The sequence below is a fragment of the Photobacterium sp. 1_MG-2023 genome, from assembly GCF_030547945.1.
GTDB lineage: Bacteria > Pseudomonadota > Gammaproteobacteria > Enterobacterales > Vibrionaceae > Photobacterium.
On the sequence record NZ_JAUORR010000020.1, the window covers coordinates 27,832 to 48,089 of the forward strand.

Here is a 20,258-nt window from a genome sequence, read left to right on the forward strand (position 1 = left end):
GCCCTGTATTCTACGTGTCATTGCAAATTATTTCACCATGTCGGGGTGGGCGAGGATACGGTAGCAGGGAATATACTCGCTGCCCGGCAGTTTCATACGCTGCTGAGCGACGAAACTTTTCAGCAACTTATCCATTCGCTTCATCAGTGACGGATCGCCGTTGATCAGGAATGGGCCCTTGCGTTCAATTTCCCGGATGCCTTCTTCTTTCACATTCCCGGCGACAATGCCCGAAAATGCCCGGCGCAGATTGGCTGCCAGTTGCTCCGGTCGCTGATTGTAATGAAGGTCCAGGCTGCTCATCGCATCATGTGTGGGCTCGAAGGGCAACTGAAACTCCGGCGGAATTTTCAGCGACCAGTTGTAGCAATAGGCATCGCCGGTTTCCTGCCGGTATGCTTTGGTGCTCGGCATCGCCGCTTTCATAATACGCGCGACTCTGGCCGGATCATCAATGATGATTTCATACCGTTTGGTTGCTTCTTCACCCAGCGTATCGCGAATGAAACTGTCCAGTGTTCTGAAATACGGTTCACTGCTTTTTGGCCCGGTGAGGACCACAGGTAAAGGCTGATCCTGATTTTCCGGATGCATCAGAATCCCGATGATATAGAGCAGTTCTTCTGCAGTCCCTGCGCCGCCGGGGAAAATAATGATCCCGTGGCCGACCCGAACAAAAGCTTCCAGACGTTTTTCGATGTCTGGCATGATCACCAGCTCATTCACAATTGGATTGGGTGGCTCAGCCGCAATGATCGAGGGTTCAGTCAGCCCGATGAACCGGCTTTTACCATAGCGCTGCTGGGCGTGGCCGATTGCTGCACCTTTCATTGGGCCTTCCATCGCACCCGGACCACATCCGGTACAGATGTTCATTTCACGTAGTCCCAGTTGATGGCCGACATCCCGGGTGTACTGATACTCTTCTGGATTAATGGAATGGCCGCCCCAGCACACCACGATATTCGGGTCTTCGCGTGAGCGAACGGTCTGGGCGTTACGAAGAATACTGAATATAAAATTCGTGATGTGCGGCGCACTGGTCAGATTGAGATCGTTGCGCTGCTGTACGTGGACGTTCACGTAGATAATATCCCTTAAGACCGAAAACAGGTGTTCCTGGATCCCGCGGATGATTTTTCCATCGACGAAGGCATGTTCGGGGGGATCTTTGAGTTCGAGTTTGATGCCCCGCTCTCTTCGCAGAACATTAATATCAAAAGCTTTGTTCTTTTCCAGCAGGGCGCTGGAATCATCACTGTTACTGCCCGAGTTCAGCACGGCCAGAGAACAATTGCGGTATAAGCGGTACAGATCGCTGGCCGCTGTGGCTTTCAGGCTGTCGACTTCCAGTTGCGACAGCAGAGTCATGGCACCAACCGGACTGATATGTGTAATCATGCTTACCTCCCTGGAGATAAATGCAGGTAACCAATGACCTGCATGTCAGCGCTTTTCCTCTGCCCGAATCCCATTCAGGGCCGGGATGGCAGGTGAAAAGGCCGGGCATTATTGCTTGCCCGTATTATTCAACATACACAGGCAATGGGGGTTTGACTAGAGACGAGATAAAAAAAAGCAGTTGTGTAGCAGTGGGTTAGACTTTTGATTTGGTCGGTGTTGAGTGTGGAATCAGTTGCTAAGCGATCCAGATCAGATGGTTGCGTCCGGCATGCTTCGCGCTATTGAGAGCTTTCTGACTGCGTTCAATGACCGTGCCTGGATGGTCACTGTCATCAAACAGCGTTGCGCCGACAGAGGCTGTGACGGTGACATTTTTGTCGCGGAACCGGAAAGGGAGCTGGCTGATCGCTTCCCGGATTTCCGTCAGGCGACGCTGACGCTCCGTTTCATGCACATCCGGCAAAATCAGCATGAACTCATCATTTTGAACTCGTGCAACAAAATCAGTATCCCGCAGATGCTGTCTCAGTGTTCGCGCAATAATTTTCAGGACTTTATCCCCGGCGACAAAGCCATAGCGTTCATTGAGATCGTCAAAATGGTCCAAATTCAAGACGGCAAGGCACAAGGGATGCTGATAACGGATCCAGCGGCGATACTCATGCTCAAGCCGATCCTGAAAGGCGGCCCGGTTATAGACGCGGGTGAGCGGGTCGAGAAAAATCCGGCGCTGGAGATCTTCGATCTGACGCTGTTGATCCCGGGTTTGCTCATAGAGTTGCTCCGCCCGACTCTGATGGTACTGAAGTTGCTCGACCAGCGTTAAATCACGGCTCTCCAGTGCACGCTGTCGCTCAACCAGCTGTTTGAGAGAGATATCCAGGTGCTGGGCAGCGCTACGCCACTGTTCCAGATTGGCATGCTGTGCCAGCCCGAAATGAAAGCGATCCGACAACTGGCTCAGTTCAGTCGTTAATTCACTGCGGTGCTGACTGAGAGTTTGTCCTTGCTCGCTTGCTTGCCGGGTGGTTTGTTCCAGCGCTGCGAGCTCGCCGCTGAGGACATCCAGAAACTTCTGGGAATAACGCCGTTCATGAACAAAATTATCCATTGCCAGCCGCAATATATCCAGAGCATGCTCAACCAGCGCGAGGGGTTCAACCCCCTCAAGTAACTGATGTCGGATGGCCATGAGTTGCTCCCCGGCTTCTCCTTCAGCATCCAGCTCTGTGATGAGTTGCTGAAGTTCGCTGCAGAGCTTGCGGAGCAGATCATCGTTACGGGCTCTGGATGTGCGATCAACACTCACAGGCACCGTCAGTAATTTCAGTGCGCGATCATACAGACTGAACAGTTCTGTGATCTGATAATGACTCTGATTGAGGCTCTCGGGAGACTGGGCAAGCAAATCATGAAGATCACGTTTGAGCTGAACCGGAAGGGCGGGAATGCGTTTCAGACTTTCTGAGCTCTGTCGGATCAGATCGGACAGACGTGTCATCGTGGTATCTGTCGGAGGTTGCCGAAGTAACAGTCGTTCGACCTGCGCAAGATGCGGCACAATCTTGCTGATATCTTTGTTTTGCTCCAGATCGGCACGGAGGGTTTCCAGCTGCTTATCCAGATCGGCATCCAGTCCCCGACAGGCGACAGCCATTCTGATGATCAGGCGTTTTAAAATCACAATCTCACGACGTGACTTCAGAGACGCGTCGCGGTATGACAATTGAGCCTGATCCAAACACAGCTTCAAACTACTCATTTCAGAAGCTGCATCAACATTCGTTGCCACGTTGACCAATGATTACCTTATCTGAACATCCTTCAGCTCAGTCCTGACAGGCCGAGCAATCCCGGATGTTAGCAAAATTTTCCAGCCGGGTTGAACATTATTAACGCCTTGTTTTCTGAAGCACAAATGCTCGAGGTCTTTTTATACAGTTTCGTGATCTTTGTGTACCTAATCAACAGCAACAGCGCTGTTTTTTTCCTCAGAGGTGCTTGCTCCAGTCATATTCCTGACAGCTTGATGTCTGAACTTTGACTAGACCTTTGTCCATCCCCTGAATGCAGGCCCGACGAATATTATCGCCGGCGAAGCTGGCTGCCGGGGCGGCATCAATGGCACTCAGGTGCACCCACTGACTGCCGGATTCACGCTTGCTGATTTGCCGGGCAGCCTGAGTCGCCATCAGCAGAATATCAATCAGCTCCTGCGCATTAATCGCAGTATAGGCGCGAGGTAAAAAGGGGTATTCCGCCATCCCGATCCGCACCCGGCTGTCGAGCTTTTTTTCCCGCATAAAGTTATCCACCAACTGCTGAACGGAATCAGCCAACTGTCGGGGAGCACTTTCCAGCCGCGAGTTGGGTTCAATATATAAGAACATCGCATCTGAAAAATGGTACAGCCGGGCAGGCTCACAAATTTGTGCTTTCAGGTAATCCCCGAACTGTCGTTCCAGTTCCAGCCCTTGCTGATAACCATGCTGAAGGTAGACATGCTTCAGCAGGGGGACTTCAAATAAGGCAAAGCGCAATCGGTCGCTCAGCGGCTCATTGATGATTTCACCTAGATGCCATTGTTCAAAGTGAGCACTGCTTTGCTCCAGTGAACTCGACAGCCTGTCATTGAGCATGCGCAAATTGCGGAGGCCACTGCGCGGATGGGTATAGAACTCATCACGGAGCAACGTCAGACGTTCACGCCACTGGCGCGCCGCCCGGTTTCGGTACCAGAGCAGAAAAAGCGCCATCAGCAGGCCGATCAGCAAGACGGTCGTCATATTTTTTTGCTGATACAGGGCTTTTTCCTGAGTGAACTGTTGCCGTTCCAGTTCTTCCAGTTTCAGTGAGCGTGCCATGATCCGCTGCTGCTGGCGGAAGACCTCTGCATTACTTTGGACTTGAGATTCCTGTATCGAAGCATGCAACTGTTCATAACGACGTTGGCTGAGCAGGGCGTTGTAATAATCTTTTTGCTTTTCAAATGCCGTCGACAGGCTGGCTTCTCCCTGCATTTGCAAGACAGGTTGTGGTTTTGGTAAGCGGCTGGCCGCCAGTAATGCTGACTGCAGGGTGGTAATGGCCTGTTCGTTTTTTTCTTCGGCGAGTTCTAACTGACCCAGCAACAATTGAGACTGAATCAGGGTGACTTCATCATCATTTTCCTGCGCCAGTTGGCGGGCGTGATGCAGATACTGTTCGGTTTTCGGATAGTTATACAGCTTGAGATACACTCTGGCGATGCTCAGGCGTAACCGGGAAGAACGCGGCTGCATACGGAGCAGGTTTTCCTGATCCAGCGCGTTGAAATAGTGCACCAATGCCAGATTATATCGCCCTTGTTGCTCATAAATACTGGCAATCAGGGCCAGTGTTCTGGCCAGGGGTAAGGTACGGTTAAAATGCTCAAAAAATTCGCCTGCCTGGGTGGCATGTTCCAACGCTTTATCAAAGACTTTGCGTTCTTCGTACAAGGTGGCCAGCTCAAGGTTCGCCAGCGCCATTTTACCGTGATCTTCCTGCTCCTGAGCCAGCCAGTAGGCGCTCAGGAGACGGTCCAGCGCGAGATCATAATGTTGATGGCGCAAGTAATGCCGGCCATGGTTCAGCAGGAAATTGATTTCCGTTTTAATATCGGCAATTTCTGATAAATCCCGTTTAGCCCGGATAAACATTTTTTCGGCTTTGCGTTCGTCGCCTTGGACTGATTCCATATCCGCCCGCAGCATCAGCAGGTGATATTGCAGTACTTTCACCTGTTCACTGCTTTGCAGTTTCTCGTCTCCGGCGAGGATCTGATCAATCTTGTTGAGCTGGTTGGTTGCTGTGGCAGCATCCCTGAGGCCCTGCCAAAGGATATCGGCCTGAATAAACTGTGTTTCCAGCAGGGTGTAACTGAATTTATTCTCAATTGCTAATGACTCGGCTTCCCGGATGGTTTGAATGGATTCGGGCTGCCGGTTCAGGAGTGATAATGCTCTGGCTTTGATTTGCAGGGCGTTGATTGTGCTTAAGGGCGTGCGAATGGAGTGATCTGTTTCTTCACTGACATGGACGCGTGAGGCATCTACCGGCGTGCTCATCCGGCGCTGTGTCAAATAACGGTTGGTGATTTCCAGTGCTTTTTCAGGGCTGGTTTCCAGCAGCAGATCAGCATCCGCCAGGAGTGGTGTTGCGTAAATTTTTGCCTGAGCAGGCAGGGCTGTCAGAATGCAGAGAAGAATGCTGAAGAGCCAGTAACGACAGTTCATAGAGCACTTATCCATCAGGAAACACGGCCCTCATATTACTGGCTCAGGTGCTCAAGTCCAGCAAACTAAAGCGATTTGCCGGACTTGTGAGTCATTACTGACGCGCCAGACGATCGTTATTGCTTGGCGTTTTTCCCTGATTGGTCCGGTACGGGTTAATATCCAGACCACCGCGGCGGGTATACCGGGCATAAACGGTCAGCAGTGTCGGCTGACAGAATCGCATGATGTCGGTGAAGATGCGCTCCACACATTGCTCATGGAACTCGTTATGGTTACGGAAAGACACCAGATAACGCAGCAATTTCTCGCGGTTCATCTGCTTGCCCTGATAGGCGATACGCACACTGCCCCAGTCTGGCTGGTTGGTGATCAGACAGTTGGATTTCAGCAAATGGCTGTGCAGGATCTCGTGAATTTCAGCGCCCTCTGCGGCGTTTTCCAGCAGGTTCGGATTGAAATCAAAATCCATGATCTCAATGTCCTGATCATCAATACAGTCACCGCCAAAATCAACAATCGGCTGATCGGTGAAATCGCTCAGGGGCTGAATGGTCACATCGACATCGGCGCCTGCACTGGCGGACAGGTCTTTTTGCAGCATGTCCGCCACGGCTTGCCAGCTGTCAATCCGGGTATTGTTCAGACTGTTCAGATAGAGCTTGAAGGATTTGGATTCGATCAGGTTCGGACTGCTGGCGGGCAGGCGCACTTCACCGATCGCGACCTGGGGCAGCCCTTTGCTGTTGAGCCAGGACAGCTCATACAGGGTCCAGATGTCGTATCCGGTAAACGGCAGGTCATCACCCAGGGCCAGATCATCGCGATTGAGCTGGCGGGGGACCGCCTGCAGCAGGGATGGATCGTACTGATCCTTATACTCACTTTTTTGGCCAAGAGTTAAACCGGTGAGTTCTTTCGCGTCTTTGTATTTGCTCATATTGTCCTGGACACACACACTTGGATTAGAATAGGCAAAGTTTACTGAATCTTGCTTGAGGTTGCGAATGAATCATCCTGTTACGGCCGCATTGGCCGATTTTTCCTCCCGTTTTATGAATGCCTGGTCTGAAGAGCGGGCCAGTTTACCCTGCAGCAGCGATTTAATCGGCCTGACGTCCCCCTGTGTGGACAGCGACAATGGTAACACGGTGTACTGGCAGCCTGTCGCACAGGAGTCGATGGGTAGTCTGGCTGCGGTTGAGAGTGGCATTGAACTTCGCCTGCATTCAGACATTACGGCGTTTTACGGCAGCTTTTATGGCGGCGATATGACAGCCCGCTTTGCCGATCTGGAGTTTGACCTGTTGCAGGTATTCAGCGCCGCGGATCTGGAGCGTCTGCAGGAAAATATTTTGGGGCATCTGGTGACGCAGCGGCGGTTAAAGCTGAAGCCGACGGTGTTTATCGGCGTGATGGATGCAGAAGATCAGGTGATTTCAATCTGTAACCTGAGTGGGAATGTCGTGCTGGAAACGCTGGGCAAGGCGAATCATCAGATCTTGGCGGAAGATGTGGCCAGTTTCATTCGTCAGCTTGAGCCAGTGGTCAGGGTCCGATAAACCATGTATGTCATTGAGTTGCAATTTGAATGTTTTGACAATACCACGATCTCAGCTGTGGAACAGGCCATCAACGGACTGATGGATGCGCTTCGTTACAACGGTCAGGTACTGGGGCGCGAATTTCCGATTGTGATGGATGAGGCGGTGTTCAAGGTGAGGGCGGTGTGTCCGGAAAAAGAAAGCCTGCACAGCCAGTTTTACAGTCCGCAGGTCAAAAGTTGTATGAGTCGTCTGACACAGGCCAGCCTGCTGGCTCCGAAAGTCAAAGTACTTGGCCGGGATATCAACTCGGAAGCCACGGCGGCAGAAACGCCGACGTGGCAGGTGCTGTATACCACTTATGTTCATACCTGTTCGCCACTGCGAAGTGGTGAGACCTTGCTGCCGATCCCTTTATATCGAATCCCGGCCACCTTTAACGGGGATCACAAGGCTGTGGTGAAATGGCAGACCGAATGGCAGGCCTGCGATGAAATTCAGATGGCCGGAGGGTGCCAGGCAGAACATGCAGCTCTGCGGGAAATTCGGGATGCTGACAGCGATTTATTCCGTCGGGGCTGGGATTTGCGAGGCCGGATTGAGTATCTGACGCAAATCCCGACTTACTATTATCAGTATCGGGTAGGCGGCGCGAGTCTGGCAGAAGAAAGTCACCGGCCTTGTCCGAAATGTGGTCAGCCCTGGCGGCAGGAAGAACCGTTACATGGCATCTTCCATTTTAAGTGCGACCCTTGTCGTCTGGTGTCCAATTTGTCCTGGGATTATCAGTCCTCATAAAAAACGCCTGCGGTCATCCGCAGGCGTTTTGACATCGTGCAGCTCAGGCGGATTAGCTCGCTATCCGTTGCTCTAAGGCTGCCAGTCTCTCAGTCAGTTCAGCCACCTGCGATTCCAGCTGAGCAATGCGCGCTTGGTCGTTGAGTGGCTTGGCTTTGGCCTGAGGAATGTCAGGTAACTGCGCATGCTGTTTCCAGCTTTTTAGCGCCTGAATAATGACAGGTATGGGCAGCGGCTCTCGCAGGCGGGCTTTCACCAGCGCAACGCTGGGCTCCTTACCTTCAGAGATCAGAGATTGGATGGCGCGCTCCAGCGCATCAGTGATAGCAGAGGACATCATTCTTCCTAAAGTAAATGGACGGGTTATTTTCGTAGCAAGGCATCCAATTGATCAATCACTTCGCACCAATCGGCATCTTCTGCGATCGATTCTTTCAGAAAACGGCGCTGTGCCGGCGCCCAGAAATCGGCCTGGGCAATGTTTTCATTTTGCTGCAGGTGATGTTCCCGAATAAAACCTTCAATTGAATCCTTGGATGAATTCAATCCTAATTGATTGAAAAGGCTTGGTAAATCATGGTTAAACGTTTCCATATGAGCATCCCCCGATTGGTGTATGTCTTAAGTATAGTGGGGAACTCTGGTCAATTCGTCTGAGGGCTTTGTGAGAGATCGCTTACAAATGTGTAGGAGATTCAGAAATCATTGTAGAGAAGAAACTGAAAGTTCATTATTAAAATCAATGAAATTCAAATGGTTAGGTTTGTTATTCTTTTCTGACATTGTTCGCAATAATAAATTTCGGCGCTGGCAATCGCTTGTTCTGAACAGGATTTCGCGTAATCTTAACTCTGTCGCAGGGAGCTGACACGGAACAGGAACTGGAGCCATGGAGTTGGCTGTCTCAGGATGAGATTGTATTTTCAGGATGAAAATACTCAGGGAAGGTTCGGAGATTGCGGGAAGCAATCAGTGCAAACCGGATGTTTGCCGTCAGGATGACCAGGGATGATGCTTCAGGATGAAGTCAGGGACCCCGCCAGGAAGGCTGTTGAGAGTGAATTCAGGATGGATTCACGGGTCAGGAGACCAAGGAACACTTCAGGAAGAAGTTCAATAAGGGAAGTGCTGAAGGATTCAGCTTACAAAGGAATGATGCAGGGAGCACCGTCGCAGCAGGATGTTGCAGGTAAGACCTAAGGGCGCAACGCAAGTTGCGCCCATTCTTTTTGTATCTCCTTCCTTCTCGATGTTCCCGATAAATGCACTGATTCGCTGCGTGAGCTGGTGTGACTTTTGTCACGCAACATCACGGGTTGTCTCATGTGTGCGCAGATGATTTCAATGTTGAGCATGGGCAATATCCACCGGTAAATTGACCAATCATAAAAAAACTTCGGAATTTACCAGACTGCTTGTGCGAGATCGCTTACAAATGCGTGAGAAAAATGAGTGTCACGATTCATCTTTCAACGCATGGAACACAAAATAACGTCTATAAAACAGTTGGTTAAGTTTTGTTTTGGGTGTGCGGTATTTTGAGGGACGTTTGATGTTGCTTTGCCCTGCTGTGTTCGTCTCATTTTTGTCGTAGTCTTAGAAGTGTCGAAGGAATTGACAGTTTGGAACAGGATAACGGCCAGGGAGCAGGGTCGGTTAGGGACGATAGTGAGAGCGAGGAAAGCTCTTGCGCTAAGGATGGTTCAGGACAAGGCAGGATTGCCGGTTGCAGTCACCAGGATGGGGCTGCTCAGGAAGAGTGAAGGACACTTTCAGTACGAAAGGAAGGACACCGCCAGGAAGGTCGAAGAGAGTTATTTCAGGATGAAGTAACGGATCAGGAGATCACGGACACGTTCAGGAAGAACGCCAAAAGGATGAACGCCGACGGATTCCGGCACATCAACGGAATGAGGCAGGGAGCCACTCAGTAGCTGGATTGCTGCAAGTAAGACCTAAGGGCGCAACGAAAGTTGCGCCCGTTCTTTTTTCTGCCTTGATGAAATGTTCTCGCTCTACAAGCCGGACTAATCCGGCATGTGATGGGGTGGGACGTCAAACTGTACCGGACGCATTCCTTTAAAGGTGGCATACCCTTGATAAGCATCGGCACCATTCGCCGAAAACTCAAACAGATACACCGTTTGCCAGCGCCAGCGGCCTTGTTCATCTTTGAATCGGTGTGAACCCCGGGCCACACTCAGCACCTGAAGACCCAATTGCTTGCATCGCAGGCCGATGTACTGCTGCGCGATCTCACTTTGACGGCGTTGTTGCCAGAACAGCCAGCCCAGAATGGCAATTGCCAGAATGCCGAGTAAATTATTCATCCTTTGAAATCATCCTTTTGAGTCGGCGGGTTATTGTCCGCGTGCGGCCTGCTGTAAGCGGGTAATGGCTTCTGTCAGCTCGGGGTTCGCCGGGCTGTGCAGGACTTGCAGCATCACACCTCGCAGTGCTGGCAGCATCACCAGATCGGCAAACAGCTGGTTGAACAGAGTCTGATCCTGGGTTTGCGCCAGACGGAGCAGGTACAGGCTGGCTGCGTCAGTGTTGGCCAGTCCTGTCCAGCAACGGCCCGCAATGGCGATCAGCATTTCAGGGTGGCAGAGTTGCGGTTGATTCAGTATCACACGAATCACCGGGTTCAGGATGGCAGCATCAGCACCGGACAAAGCGCGAACCAGAGCCGTCAGCAGAAAAATATCACTTGCTTCAGCGGCCAGCTCCTGCTCAATGCGTTCAGCCAGTCGAGCAGCCAGCGTATCAGGCAGCGTGCAGTGTTCCAGACAGCCCAGCAGGGCATAGAGCGGGGTCACCGGCAGATGATTCAGGGCTTTGCGTAAGAGCGTCGCATTATTTTCCTGTTTCATCCGGGCACAGACATCAGCCAGACCCTGCAGGCCAACGCCCTGCCACTGATCCCACGCTAACTGACCACTCAGATAGAGCTGCGCATGCTCGTAATACTGGCTGGCAGGTAAGGCCAGCTGATGACGCAGATGTGCGTGGAAAATCGCCATCTTGTCGTCTTTGGGTTTGAAGGTGTACGGGTTAGCCGCCAGTTTCTGCTGCTCTTCTTCCGTGGGGACGGCATTCAGCGTTGCACCCATGGCTTCAATCACATACTTGATGAAATCACCGACAGCAGCCTGCTTCAGCAACCCGCGCTCATCGAGCGGTAGTTTCAGAAACCAGATCCACGGCGGGTTCCCCGCCTGCCAGAATGAGATCGATAAATGGGCATGCTGCTGTAACGGCCATGGATAAGGCTGGCGGTTATCTTCAACGGCCTTGAAGGTATCGCGGTCGATCTCGCACACCCGGCGGCCCAGATCAAAAATTCTGTACTGGCAGCCCGCGTTATCCAGTAACTGGGTCAGGGTGTGAAATTTATCCTTGGGCATGAAGCAGGTTCCTCGATTTTTTCGGCATCTGGGGCGCATTATAGGGAGTTGAGGCCGAAGATGGTATCCTTGCCCGCCTGTGTCCGGTCACGGACCACGCTTTGCGCCCATCTAGATTCAGGAGTACTGCATTGGATCCTTATGAGAAAACTGCCGGCTTACTGGCAGCACTTGAACTGCAGCTGCACGAACAGGGACTGTGGCAGACTGAACCACCCAGTGAAGCAGCGCTGTCGAGCACCATGCCGTTTGCGGTCGATATGCTGACTTGTGCTGAGTGGCTGCAATGGATCTTCCTGCCGAATATGTATCATGTTTTGTCTGAACGCCTGCCATTGCCGACGGCATTCTGCATTTATCCTTATGTGGAAGAAGCAGCGCGCCAGGAGCCGGGACTGGACGCTGTTTTACCGGCAATCAGTGCGCTGGACGATTGGTTAGGAGGCGCGAACGCATGACAGAAACAGCCCCTGTGTTAGAGATTTTGTATCAGGATGACGTGCTGGTTGCCGTGAACAAACCGGCGGGCATGCTGGTTCATCGCTCCTGGCTGGATCGCCATGAAACTCGCTTTGTCATGCAAACGCTCAGAGATCAGCTAGGCGGACAGCATGTCTTCCCTTTACATCGCCTTGATCGGCCCACGTCCGGTGTGCTGCTGTTTGCGCTCTCCAGCGAGATGGCAGCAGAAATGATGCCGAAGTTTGCCGGACGGGAAGTGAAGAAAACCTATCATGCCGTGGTGCGAGGCTGGGTGAAAGAAGCTGCTGTGCTGGATTATCCGTTGAAAGAAGAGCTGGATAAGCTGGATGACAAACGAACGGATCAGGATAAAGCGCCGCAAGAGGCCGTGACTGCGTATTGCCCGCTGGCCACGGTTGAAACTCAGATCCCCGTCGGGCGCTATACAACCAGCCGTTACTCGCTGGTGGAAATGAAGCCTGAAACCGGCCGGAAACATCAGTTGCGCCGGCATATGCACCACCTCAGCCATCATATCATTGGTGATGTGAACCACGGAGATGGGCGCCACAACCGGATGTTCCGGGAGCATTACGACTGCCACCGGCTGATGTTACATGCCTCTGTACTGGAATTTAACCACCCGGTTTCTGGCCAGCCATTGAGGATCCGGGCTCGTGTTGATGACAGCTGGCTGCGGGTCATGGACGCATTTGACTGGCCGTTGTCACTGCTTGCACAAGTGCCGGAAGAAAATTGACAGCCCGATCCCGCAATTGTTTTTCCGATTTGCATCTGTGCCGGACTCGCGCCAAAGTAAACGCAGATAATTGAAACTCAAGCAAGGAGTGAGGTGTGACTGGGATGGCGAATATTGGTGTGTTTGTGGGCTCTGTGTTTGGCGGAGCAGAAGAAGTCGCAGAGGAAATTGTCAGCGAACTCAAAGCCAATGGTCATCAGGCTGAACTCTTTGTTGAGCCGAATCTCGATGACTTTCTGGCTTACCGGGATGATGTTGCGCTGGTGGTCACTTCAACGACTGGACAGGGTGAGATTCCGGAAAACCTGCTGCCTCTGTTTACAGCGCTGAATGATCAGTTTCCGCTGATGCCTGCGCTGAACTATGGCGTCATTGCAATGGGGGACTCAAGCTACGGGGAGGACAGATATTGCGGGGGCGGCCGTCAGTTTGATGCCTTGTTGCAGGAATTGCAGGCGAAGCCGGTGACTGCGCGACTGGACATCGATGCCTGTGTGAATTTCGATGCCACTGAAGCAGCGTTGCCCTGGCTCAAAACCTTCATGAAGCAAGTGAGTTAACAAAAATGCCGCTGTATGAACAGTGGCATTTTTGTATCAAGGTTATTTCAGCTTTTCCAAATCCGCTTCAATTTCGGCGATCTTGTGTGTGACCACTTGCTCCAGATGCCTTAAGTCCGACAGGATCTTTTTCTTGATATCCACATCCTGATGCCGCTTCCGGGTGATCTTATCCAGCTCTTCAGTCACAAACGTCAGATTCCGGTTGATTTCGGAAATTTCTTTCGCTTCGCGGTTGCCACTGTTCACCACCACAGATTTTTTGTGACGGGGAAATTTCAGTTTTATGCTTTTGGCAAACAGCTCGCCCTTTTGTTTGGCGAAGTAAATTTTCAGAATATCGTTCGCAGCTTCCTGGCGCAGGCTGTAGCTCTCAATACGCTCAGGGTGCTCAATCCCCAGACTGGTCAAATTCGGATACATGGCGGCCTCATAGATGGTGGTCTGATAAGCGGATGCACTCGATACAACAAAATGTGGCTAATGGCAGATCAACCGCGCGTTGATAGAGGCAATACTTTGCTACTCTAGCAATTCGTCTGGCCGAAGTCTTGAATCCAGCGCAGAATCTGCGTCAATGAAAAGATACAACCGTCACCTTTTGATGACGGCTGATGCATTTATCAATTCAGGCTGCGTCGTCAATCCGCTCAATCAGCGCCGATTTCAGGGTTTGCTCCTGTGCTTCAGTCAGTTGCTGACCCAATTCATTCACCAGAATGAAAAAGTCTTCTGCCCGCTCGCCGATGGTGGTGATTTTGGCGGCCTGCAAACTGACATTCTGTTCGGCAAAAACGGATCCGATCCGGGCCAGCAGGCCTGGCATATCCAGTGCGACCAGTTCCATCATGGTCTTTTTCCCGGTTTTGGTGGGCAGGAAGTCCACTTGAGTTTTGACATGGAAATGCCGCAGTTTACGGGGAGGCCGTTTATTGCGTCGTTCTGAAGACATCGTTTCCAGCGCCTGGATCAGATCCGCCCGGACCATGGCATGACGGTTTTCTGTCAGTGGATCGCCATTGGGATCGAGCACCATGAAGGTGTCCAGCGTGTAGCCGTCTTTGCTGGTCATGATCTGGGCGTCATGCACACTGAGATTTTTCTTGTCCAGCTCAGCAACCACAATCGCAAACAGCCTGGCTTTATCCTTGCTGTAGACGAACACCTCGGTTCCCCCGCGGGTGGGCTTTTTGCTGATCAGGATCAGCGGGGTGTCCGGATCGTGATGTTGCAGCAAGGCTTCTGCATGCCAGGCGATCTGCTGGTGGGTGTGGCGCAGGAAATAATCCGCCTTAAACCGCTGCCACAGGACCTCGACTTCACGTTGGGTAAATCCCTGACTTCGTAACACAGCAGAGGCCATTTGCTGATTGTGGCGGATGCGTTCACGAACATCTGGTGGATTCTCCAGTCCGCGGCGCAGTGCTTTTTGGGTCGAATAGTAAAGCTCTGCCAGTAAAGTCCGTTTCCAGCTGTTCCACAGTTCCTGATTGGTGGCGCAGATGTCTGCGACGGTCAGGCAGATCAGATAATCGAGCCGTTCCTCATCCCGAACAATTTTGGCAAATTCGGTGATCACATCCGGATCATAAATATCGCGACGCTGTGCGGTCACGGACATCAGCAGGTGATTTTTCACCAGCCAGGTCACCAGATTCGCTTCCGGGCGGGATAAACCGTGATTGATACAGAACTGATAGGCGTCATCCGCACCCAGTTCGGAATGATCCCCGCCACGCCCTTTGGCGATATCATGGAAAATTGCCGCCAGGATCAGCAGCTCTTTTTTCTGAATTCTCGGGTAGACCTCGCAGCAGATTGGGTGGACTTCCCGGTTGACTGGATCGCTGAATTTATTCAGATGTTTCAGCAGCCGCACACTGTGTTCATCGACGGTATAGACGTGGAAGAGATCGAACTGCATCTGACCGACAATCTGGCTCCATTGCGGCAGATAGGCTGCCAGCACGCCATGGCGGTGCATCAGACGGAAGGCTTTATTCAGGGCGTTGGGCTGGCGGGCCAGTTCCATGAATTTTTCTCTGGCTTCCGGGATATCGACCAGGAAACGATTCAAACGACGCCGTGCCGTCCGGAGCTGGCGCAGGGTGGGGGCTGCAATCCCATCAATTTCTGAATTCCGGGCGATGTGCAGGAACATGTCCAGAATGGTCTCCGGCCTTGCCTGAAACAGCGCCGGTTTGCGGGCTTCAATCAGATGGCCCGCCAGCCGGAAATCCTCGTCGAGATCGACAGTCGCTTGTTCCTGTCCGTTTTTCAGAATGGCCTGATCGAAGAGCTGGAGCAGCATTTTGTTGAGTTCGGCAACCCGGCGCAGGGTCCGGTAGAACTCTTTCATCATCATTTCGACCGGTTTGTTGCCTTCACCGGTATAGCCCAGCTTCTGAGCGACGGACGCCTGGTGTTCAAAGGTCAGGCGGTTATCGTATCGTTTCAGTTCACAGTGCAGCGCAAACCGAATCCGCCATAATGACGCCTGACACTCATAGAGCTCCCGGTATTCCGCATCGGTCAGAAATCCGAACCGGCTCATCTCCAGCAGGTTGGTTGCCCCGAAATGGCGGCGCGCCACCCAGCTCAGCGTATGAATATCGCGTAATCCGCCCGGGCTGGATTTAATATCGGGCTCCAGATTGTAGGTGGTGTCATGATAGCGGGCATGACGCACGCGCTGCTCTTCCACTTTAGCGCGGTAAAACACTTCGCTGGGCCAGAACTTGCCGGAGTTGACCTGCTCCTGCAGTTGCTGAAAGCTGTCTTCGCTGCCGCACAGCCAGCGGGCTTCCTGCAAGTTGGTGGCGACGGTCAGATCTTCCAGACCAATATTGATGCATTCTTCAATGGTGCGGACGCTGTGACCCACTTCCAGCTTCAGATCCCAGAGCAGGGTGAGGAACTCGCTGACCTGTTTCCCGGTCTGGGTATCCAGTGGTGTTGCACTCAGCAGCAGAATGTCGACATCCGACAAAGGATGCAGTTCCCCGCGACCATAGCCGCCGACGGCAACCAGTGCCAGATCGTCCCGCTGGTCCAAACCAAACACCGGCCACAGATGACGTAACAGTCTGTCCATGCAGTCGGAACGGCTGGCCACCAGTTCGGTAACGGGCACATGCTGGGCGAACAGCAGTTGCTGTTGCTCGTTCAACTGCTCCAGCTCTTGTTTGAGGGATAAACGCAGTTGGTTGATGTTTTCGCCGCTGGCGGTCTCTGGGTTTGCGTGTGTCATTGCAGTCCATGCTCTCGGTCGGATTTTCTTTTACTCTAGCTTGAAACACAGGAACAAAAAAGCCAGCAGAATGCTGGCTTTGAGGTATTTATCATTGCTGAAAGTGACGGAGGCGAATCAGGCGTTTTTCATCACACGCGGCAAAGACTCTTCTTGACGCAGAGTCAGGACTTCACAGCCATCCTCAGTCACCAGCAGCGTATGTTCCCACTGCGCTGATTTTTTGCCGTCGACGGTATAGACAGTCCAGCCGTCGTTCTCATCCAGCTCACAACCGAATTTACCCGCGTTGATCATCGGCTCGATGGTGAAGCACATGCCGGCTTTCAGGACGGTGCGGTCTGCGTTCTTGTAATGAACAACCTGCGGCTCTTCGTGGAACTCGTCACCAATGCCGTGACCGCAGTAGTCGCGGACAATGCTGAAGCGACTGTTGCCATTCTTCACGAACTTCTGAATCGTGGTGCCGATGTCACCCAGTTTAGCGCCTGGCTTCACTTTCTTCATGGCTTGATACAGGCTTTCTTGAGCCACGCGACACAGGCGTTTGTCTTCCAGAGAGACTTCACCGACTTCGAACATCTTCGAAGTATCACCATGGTAACCATCTTTGATCACTGTGATGTCAATATTGATGATATCGCCATCTTTCAGAATGTCGGATTCACTTGGAATGCCATGACAGACCACATGGTTAATGGAGGTACAGATGGATTTTGGGAAACCGTGATAGTTCAGCGGTGCCGGGATCGCGCCCTGAGTGTCGGTAATGTACTGATGACAAATCCGATCCAGTTCTTCTGTGGATACCCCGGGTTTGACATGTGGCTCAATCATTTCCAGCACTTCGGCAGCCAGACGGCCCGCCACACGCATTTTTTCGATTTCTTCAGCCGTTTTGATTTTAATGCTCATGCAAACTTCTCAACCTTATCAGTCTCTATGCTTTCTATGGTATCAGCGCACGCCCCGGATGGAAACTGGCTTCGGCTTCCGGGGAGATTTAAGCTGGATTTTAACAGCCAAAATATGGTATAAAGCGCGCCGTAATTTGCCAGAATGTGCGTTGATGAAAATCGACCCGTCTGTCAGGTTGCATAAAAAACGTTATTTTATTAATCACTCACACATATCGACACGTGCTCCGGGGTGCCCAAGGCTTTTGATGAAGCCGACTGTTATCAGTCCAGGGTCGGTAGCATGGGATATGTGGACGCCTAACCCCAATTGAGGAATATTCAATGGCAACTGTATCAATGCGCGACATGCTGAAGGCTGGTGTTCACTTTGGTCACCAAACCCGTTACTGGAACCCTAAGATGAAGCCATTCATCTTCGGTGCTCGTAACCGTGTGCACATCATCAACCTTGAGAAAACTGTACCAATGTTCAACGACGCGCTGGCTGAGATCAACAAGATCGCTGCTCGCAAGGGTAAAATCCTGTTCGTTGGTACGAAGCGTGCAGCCAGCGAATCTATCAAAGAAGCTGCAATCAGCTGTGATCAGTACTACGTGAACAACCGTTGGTTGGGCGGTATGCTGACTAACTGGAAAACTGTTCGCCAGTCAATCAAGCGTCTGAAAGACCTGGAAACTCAGTCTACTGACGGTACTTTTGACAAGCTGACTAAGAAAGAAGCGCTGATGCGTACTCGTGAAATGGAAAAACTGGAGAAATCTCTGGGCGGTATCAAGAACATGGGCGGTCTGCCAGACGCAATGTTCGTTATTGATGCTGATCACGAGCACATCGCAATCAAAGAAGCGAACAACCTGGGTATCCCAGTATTCTCTATCGTAGATACTAACTCTAACCCAGACGGCGTTGATTTCGTTATCCCAGGTAACGATGACGCAATCCGCGCAATCCAGCTGTACACAGGTGCTGTTGCAACGACTGTTACTGAAGCTCGCAACCAGGACATCGTTGTCCAGGCTGAGCAAGACGGTTTCGTAGAAGCTGAGTAATCAGTCCGCTCCTTTGAGCATCTTAAGTTACCTTGTGTAAACTAAGTATGGTTAACAGGGGCCGCTCACAGGCCCCTGATTTTTACACCAAGATTTAAAAACTGAGGATATAACAATGGCAACAGTTACAGCTGCCCTGGTTAAAGAACTGCGTGAGCGTACTGGCGCAGGCATGATGGAATGTAAAAAAGCTCTGGTTGAAGCGAATGCAGACATCGAGCTGGCCATCGAGAACATGCGTAAGAGCGGTGCTGCGAAAGCGGCTAAAAAAGCAGGTAACATTGCTGCTGAAGGTTCTATCATCATCAAGAACACTGACGGCGTCGCTGCTCTGGTCGAAGTAAACTGCCAGACTGACTTCGTTGCTAAAGACGGTAATTTCCTGGCTTTCGCAAACGAAGTTGCAGATGCTGCACTGGCAAGCAAAGCAGATGTCGCTGAGCTGCAAGCTCAGTTCGAAGAGAAGCGTGTTGCACTGGTTGCGAAAATCGGTGAGAACATCTCTATCCGTCGTGTTGCTTACATCGAAGGCGACAAAGTAGCTTCTTACCGTCATGGCGACCGCATCGGTGTTGTTGTTGCAGGTAACGGCGAAGACGAAACCCTGAAGCACATCGCAATGCACGTTGCGGCTTCACGTCCAGAGTACGTGAACCCAGAAGATGTACCTGCTGACGTTGTTGCAAAAGAGCGTGAAGTTCAGGTTGAAATCGCGATGAACGAAGGCAAGCCTCAAGAAATCGCTGAGAAGATGGTTGAAGGCCGCATGAAGAAGTTCACTGGCGAAGTGTCTCTGACTGGTCAGCCTTTCATCATGGAACCGAAGAAATCTGTTGGTGATTTCCTGAAAGAAAGCGGTGCTTCTGTTTCTACCTTTATTCGCCTGGAAGTTGGTGAAGGTATCGAGAAAGCAGAAGGCCTGAGCTTCGCTGAAGAAGTTGCTCTGGCGCAGAAAGGTTAATCTTTCGCACATTGCTTATAGAAGACCGTGGCCAAGGCTGCGGTCTTTTTACAACTCCATCTCTCTATCGTAAGCCTGGAAGGTACAATAAATGACCACGAATCCTAAACCGATTTATCAACGGATCCTGCTGAAACTGAGTGGCGAAGCGCTGCAGGGTGACGAAGGTTTTGGTATTGATGCCCATGTTCTGGATCGCATGGCTCAGGAAATCAAAGAACTGGTAGAACTGGGCGTACAGGTGGGTCTGGTTATCGGTGGTGGTAACCTTTTCCGTGGTGCAGGTCTGGCTGCTGCGGGTATGAACCGAGTTGTGGGCGATCACATGGGTATGCTGGCAACAGTGATGAATGGCCTGGCCATGCGTGACTCGCTGCACCGTGCCTATGTGAACGCGAAAGTGATGTCAGCGATTCCATTGAATGGCGTCTGTGACAGCTATAACTGGGCTGAAGCGATCAGCCAGCTTCGTCAGGGTCGTGTTGTGATTTTCTCGGCTGGTACCGGGAATCCTTTCTTCACGACTGACTCTGCTGCCTGTCTGCGTGGCATTGAGATTGAAGCCGATGTTGTGCTGAAAGCCACAAAAGTCGACGGTGTTTACAGCGAAGACCCAGTAAAAAATCCAGAAGCAGTTCTTTATGATAAGCTAAGTTATCAAGACGTTCTGGAAAAAGAACTGAAAGTAATGGATCTTGCGGCATTCACTCTGGCGCGTGACCACGGCATGCCAATTCGTGTCTTTAACATGAACAAGCCGGGCGCACTGCGTAAAGTTGTCATGGGTGAAGTTGAAGGCACCTTGATCGCACACAGCGAATAAGGCTGCAATAGATTGATAGGGTGGGGAAAATCACATTCTCCACTAAGACCGACTATTCAAGGG

Annotated in this window: 20 protein-coding genes; 9 read left to right on the plus strand and 11 right to left on the minus strand. The window is 51.6% G+C overall.

Annotation, left to right across the window (positions count from 1 at the left end):
- Window positions 1-27 precede the first annotated feature (27 nt).
- From ppnN to queF, 4 genes are all read right to left on the minus strand, one after another.
- On the minus strand, window positions 28-1,401 hold the full coding sequence (gene ppnN / locus Q4579_RS16245) for a nucleotide 5'-monophosphate nucleosidase PpnN (RefSeq protein ID WP_303565625.1): 1,374 nt from the start codon (window positions 1,399-1,401) through the stop codon (window positions 28-30).
- 238 nt (window positions 1,402-1,639) lie between these two features.
- Complete coding sequence (locus Q4579_RS16250; protein WP_368502000.1) at window positions 1,640-3,196, minus strand: diguanylate cyclase; 1,557 nt, start codon at window positions 3,194-3,196, stop codon at window positions 1,640-1,642.
- A gap of 199 nt (window positions 3,197-3,395) precedes the next feature.
- A complete protein-coding gene (locus Q4579_RS16255; protein ID WP_303565628.1) occupies window positions 3,396-5,660 on the minus strand; it encodes a GGDEF domain-containing protein in 2,265 nt (754 codons plus the stop codon).
- Window positions 5,661-5,754: 94 nt separating this feature from the next.
- Window positions 5,755-6,600: an NADPH-dependent 7-cyano-7-deazaguanine reductase QueF gene (gene queF / locus Q4579_RS16260; RefSeq protein WP_303565630.1), complete on the minus strand. Its 846-nt coding sequence runs from the start codon at window positions 6,598-6,600 to the stop codon at window positions 5,755-5,757.
- Window positions 6,601-6,667: 67 nt separating this feature from the next.
- Between queF and syd the strand changes: the two genes are divergently transcribed.
- Together syd and Q4579_RS16270 are read left to right on the plus strand one after the other, a co-directional pair.
- Window positions 6,668-7,222 (plus strand): SecY-interacting protein, encoded by a 555-nt coding sequence (syd, locus tag Q4579_RS16265; RefSeq protein WP_303565632.1) that lies wholly within the window; start codon window positions 6,668-6,670, stop codon window positions 7,220-7,222.
- 3 nt (window positions 7,223-7,225) lie between these two features.
- Entirely contained in the window at window positions 7,226-8,002 is a 777-nt protein-coding gene (locus Q4579_RS16270) for a Zn-ribbon-containing protein (RefSeq protein ID WP_303565634.1), read from the plus strand.
- Between the two features lie 52 nt (window positions 8,003-8,054).
- On the opposite strand, the gene Q4579_RS16275 is transcribed toward Q4579_RS16270, so the two are convergent.
- Window positions 8,055-8,339: a hypothetical protein gene (locus Q4579_RS16275; RefSeq protein WP_303565636.1), complete on the minus strand. Its 285-nt coding sequence runs from the start codon at window positions 8,337-8,339 to the stop codon at window positions 8,055-8,057.
- A gap of 26 nt (window positions 8,340-8,365) precedes the next feature.
- On the minus strand, window positions 8,366-8,596 hold the full coding sequence (locus Q4579_RS16280; protein WP_211646153.1) for a DUF2789 domain-containing protein: 231 nt from the start codon (window positions 8,594-8,596) through the stop codon (window positions 8,366-8,368).
- A 414-nt stretch (window positions 8,597-9,010) separates the two neighbouring features.
- Between Q4579_RS16280 and Q4579_RS16285 the strand changes: the two genes are divergently transcribed.
- Window positions 9,011-9,202, plus strand: a complete 192-nt coding sequence (locus tag Q4579_RS16285; RefSeq protein WP_303565637.1) for a hypothetical protein — start codon at window positions 9,011-9,013, stop codon at window positions 9,200-9,202.
- A gap of 827 nt (window positions 9,203-10,029) precedes the next feature.
- Here the strand turns inward: Q4579_RS16285 and Q4579_RS16290 are convergent.
- Both Q4579_RS16290 and Q4579_RS16295 read right to left on the minus strand, forming a co-directional pair.
- Entirely contained in the window at window positions 10,030-10,332 is a 303-nt protein-coding gene (locus Q4579_RS16290) for a DUF3301 domain-containing protein (RefSeq protein ID WP_303565640.1), read from the minus strand.
- A 30-nt stretch (window positions 10,333-10,362) separates the two neighbouring features.
- Window positions 10,363-11,409 (minus strand): DUF3549 family protein, encoded by a 1,047-nt coding sequence (locus Q4579_RS16295; protein ID WP_303565641.1) that lies wholly within the window; start codon window positions 11,407-11,409, stop codon window positions 10,363-10,365.
- Between the two features lie 131 nt (window positions 11,410-11,540).
- On the opposite strand from Q4579_RS16295, the gene Q4579_RS16300 reads away from it, so the two are divergent.
- The 3 genes from Q4579_RS16300 to Q4579_RS16310 all read left to right on the plus strand — a co-directional run bounded on the left by Q4579_RS16300 (window position 11,541) and on the right by Q4579_RS16310 (window position 13,191).
- Window positions 11,541-11,867, plus strand: coding sequence for a YqcC family protein (locus tag Q4579_RS16300; RefSeq protein WP_303565642.1), 327 nt, complete (start codon window positions 11,541-11,543; stop codon window positions 11,865-11,867).
- Window positions 11,864-12,631 (plus strand): tRNA pseudouridine(65) synthase TruC, encoded by a 768-nt coding sequence (gene truC / locus Q4579_RS16305; protein WP_303565643.1) that lies wholly within the window; start codon window positions 11,864-11,866, stop codon window positions 12,629-12,631. Before Q4579_RS16300 ends, truC begins: the two co-directional genes overlap by 4 nt.
- 104 nt (window positions 12,632-12,735) lie before the next feature.
- Window positions 12,736-13,191: a flavodoxin gene (locus tag Q4579_RS16310; protein WP_303565707.1), complete on the plus strand. Its 456-nt coding sequence runs from the start codon at window positions 12,736-12,738 to the stop codon at window positions 13,189-13,191.
- Window positions 13,192-13,233: 42 nt separating this feature from the next.
- Here the strand turns inward: Q4579_RS16310 and Q4579_RS16315 are convergent, their stop codons facing one another.
- The 3 genes from Q4579_RS16315 to map form a co-directional block, all read right to left on the minus strand.
- On the minus strand, window positions 13,234-13,614 hold the full coding sequence (locus Q4579_RS16315; protein WP_303565644.1) for a DUF3461 family protein: 381 nt from the start codon (window positions 13,612-13,614) through the stop codon (window positions 13,234-13,236).
- A gap of 205 nt (window positions 13,615-13,819) precedes the next feature.
- Window positions 13,820-16,441 (minus strand): bifunctional uridylyltransferase/uridylyl-removing protein GlnD, encoded by a 2,622-nt coding sequence (glnD, locus tag Q4579_RS16320; RefSeq protein ID WP_303565645.1) that lies wholly within the window; start codon window positions 16,439-16,441, stop codon window positions 13,820-13,822.
- Between the two features lie 117 nt (window positions 16,442-16,558).
- On the minus strand, window positions 16,559-17,356 hold the full coding sequence (map, locus tag Q4579_RS16325) for a type I methionyl aminopeptidase (RefSeq protein WP_303565647.1): 798 nt from the start codon (window positions 17,354-17,356) through the stop codon (window positions 16,559-16,561).
- A gap of 326 nt (window positions 17,357-17,682) precedes the next feature.
- On the opposite strand from map, the gene rpsB reads away from it, so the two are divergent.
- From rpsB to pyrH, 3 genes are all read left to right on the plus strand, one after another.
- Entirely contained in the window at window positions 17,683-18,411 is a 729-nt protein-coding gene (gene rpsB, locus Q4579_RS16330) for a 30S ribosomal protein S2 (RefSeq protein WP_211646144.1), read from the plus strand.
- 115 nt (window positions 18,412-18,526) lie between these two features.
- A complete protein-coding gene (tsf, locus tag Q4579_RS16335) occupies window positions 18,527-19,372 on the plus strand; it encodes a translation elongation factor Ts (RefSeq protein ID WP_303565649.1) in 846 nt (281 codons plus the stop codon).
- A 91-nt stretch (window positions 19,373-19,463) separates the two neighbouring features.
- A complete protein-coding gene (gene pyrH, locus Q4579_RS16340; protein ID WP_211646142.1) occupies window positions 19,464-20,195 on the plus strand; it encodes a UMP kinase in 732 nt (243 codons plus the stop codon).
- Window positions 20,196-20,258: the final 63 nt, after the last annotated feature.

Bases quoted from the DNA above. Each gene is read 5' to 3' on its own strand.
- ppnN (WP_303565625.1), bottom strand. From the start codon at position 1,401: ATGATTACACATATCAGTCCGGTTGGTGCCATGACTCTGCTGTCGCAA.
- Q4579_RS16255 (WP_303565628.1), bottom strand. From the start codon at position 5,660: ATGAACTGTCGTTACTGGCTCTTCAGCATTCTTCTCTGCATTCTGACA.
- queF (WP_303565630.1), bottom strand. From the start codon at position 6,600: ATGAGCAAATACAAAGACGCGAAAGAACTCACCGGTTTAACTCTTGGC.
- syd (WP_303565632.1), top strand. From the start codon at position 6,668: ATGAATCATCCTGTTACGGCCGCATTGGCCGATTTTTCCTCCCGTTTT.
- Q4579_RS16270 (WP_303565634.1), top strand. From the start codon at position 7,226: ATGTATGTCATTGAGTTGCAATTTGAATGTTTTGACAATACCACGATC.
- Q4579_RS16275 (WP_303565636.1), bottom strand. From the start codon at position 8,339: ATGTCCTCTGCTATCACTGATGCGCTGGAGCGCGCCATCCAATCTCTG.
- Q4579_RS16280 (WP_211646153.1), bottom strand. From the start codon at position 8,596: ATGGAAACGTTTAACCATGATTTACCAAGCCTTTTCAATCAATTAGGA.
- Q4579_RS16285 (WP_303565637.1), top strand. From the start codon at position 9,011: ATGATGCTTCAGGATGAAGTCAGGGACCCCGCCAGGAAGGCTGTTGAG.
- Q4579_RS16290 (WP_303565640.1), bottom strand. From the start codon at position 10,332: ATGAATAATTTACTCGGCATTCTGGCAATTGCCATTCTGGGCTGGCTG.
- Q4579_RS16295 (WP_303565641.1), bottom strand. From the start codon at position 11,409: ATGCCCAAGGATAAATTTCACACCCTGACCCAGTTACTGGATAACGCG.
- truC (WP_303565643.1), top strand. From the start codon at position 11,864: ATGACAGAAACAGCCCCTGTGTTAGAGATTTTGTATCAGGATGACGTG.
- Q4579_RS16310 (WP_303565707.1), top strand. From the start codon at position 12,736: ATGGCGAATATTGGTGTGTTTGTGGGCTCTGTGTTTGGCGGAGCAGAA.
- Q4579_RS16315 (WP_303565644.1), bottom strand. From the start codon at position 13,614: ATGTATCCGAATTTGACCAGTCTGGGGATTGAGCACCCTGAGCGTATT.
- glnD (WP_303565645.1), bottom strand. From the start codon at position 16,441: ATGACACACGCAAACCCAGAGACCGCCAGCGGCGAAAACATCAACCAA.
- map (WP_303565647.1), bottom strand. From the start codon at position 17,356: ATGAGCATTAAAATCAAAACGGCTGAAGAAATCGAAAAAATGCGTGTG.
- rpsB (WP_211646144.1), top strand. From the start codon at position 17,683: ATGGCAACTGTATCAATGCGCGACATGCTGAAGGCTGGTGTTCACTTT.
- tsf (WP_303565649.1), top strand. From the start codon at position 18,527: ATGGCAACAGTTACAGCTGCCCTGGTTAAAGAACTGCGTGAGCGTACT.
- pyrH (WP_211646142.1), top strand. From the start codon at position 19,464: ATGACCACGAATCCTAAACCGATTTATCAACGGATCCTGCTGAAACTG.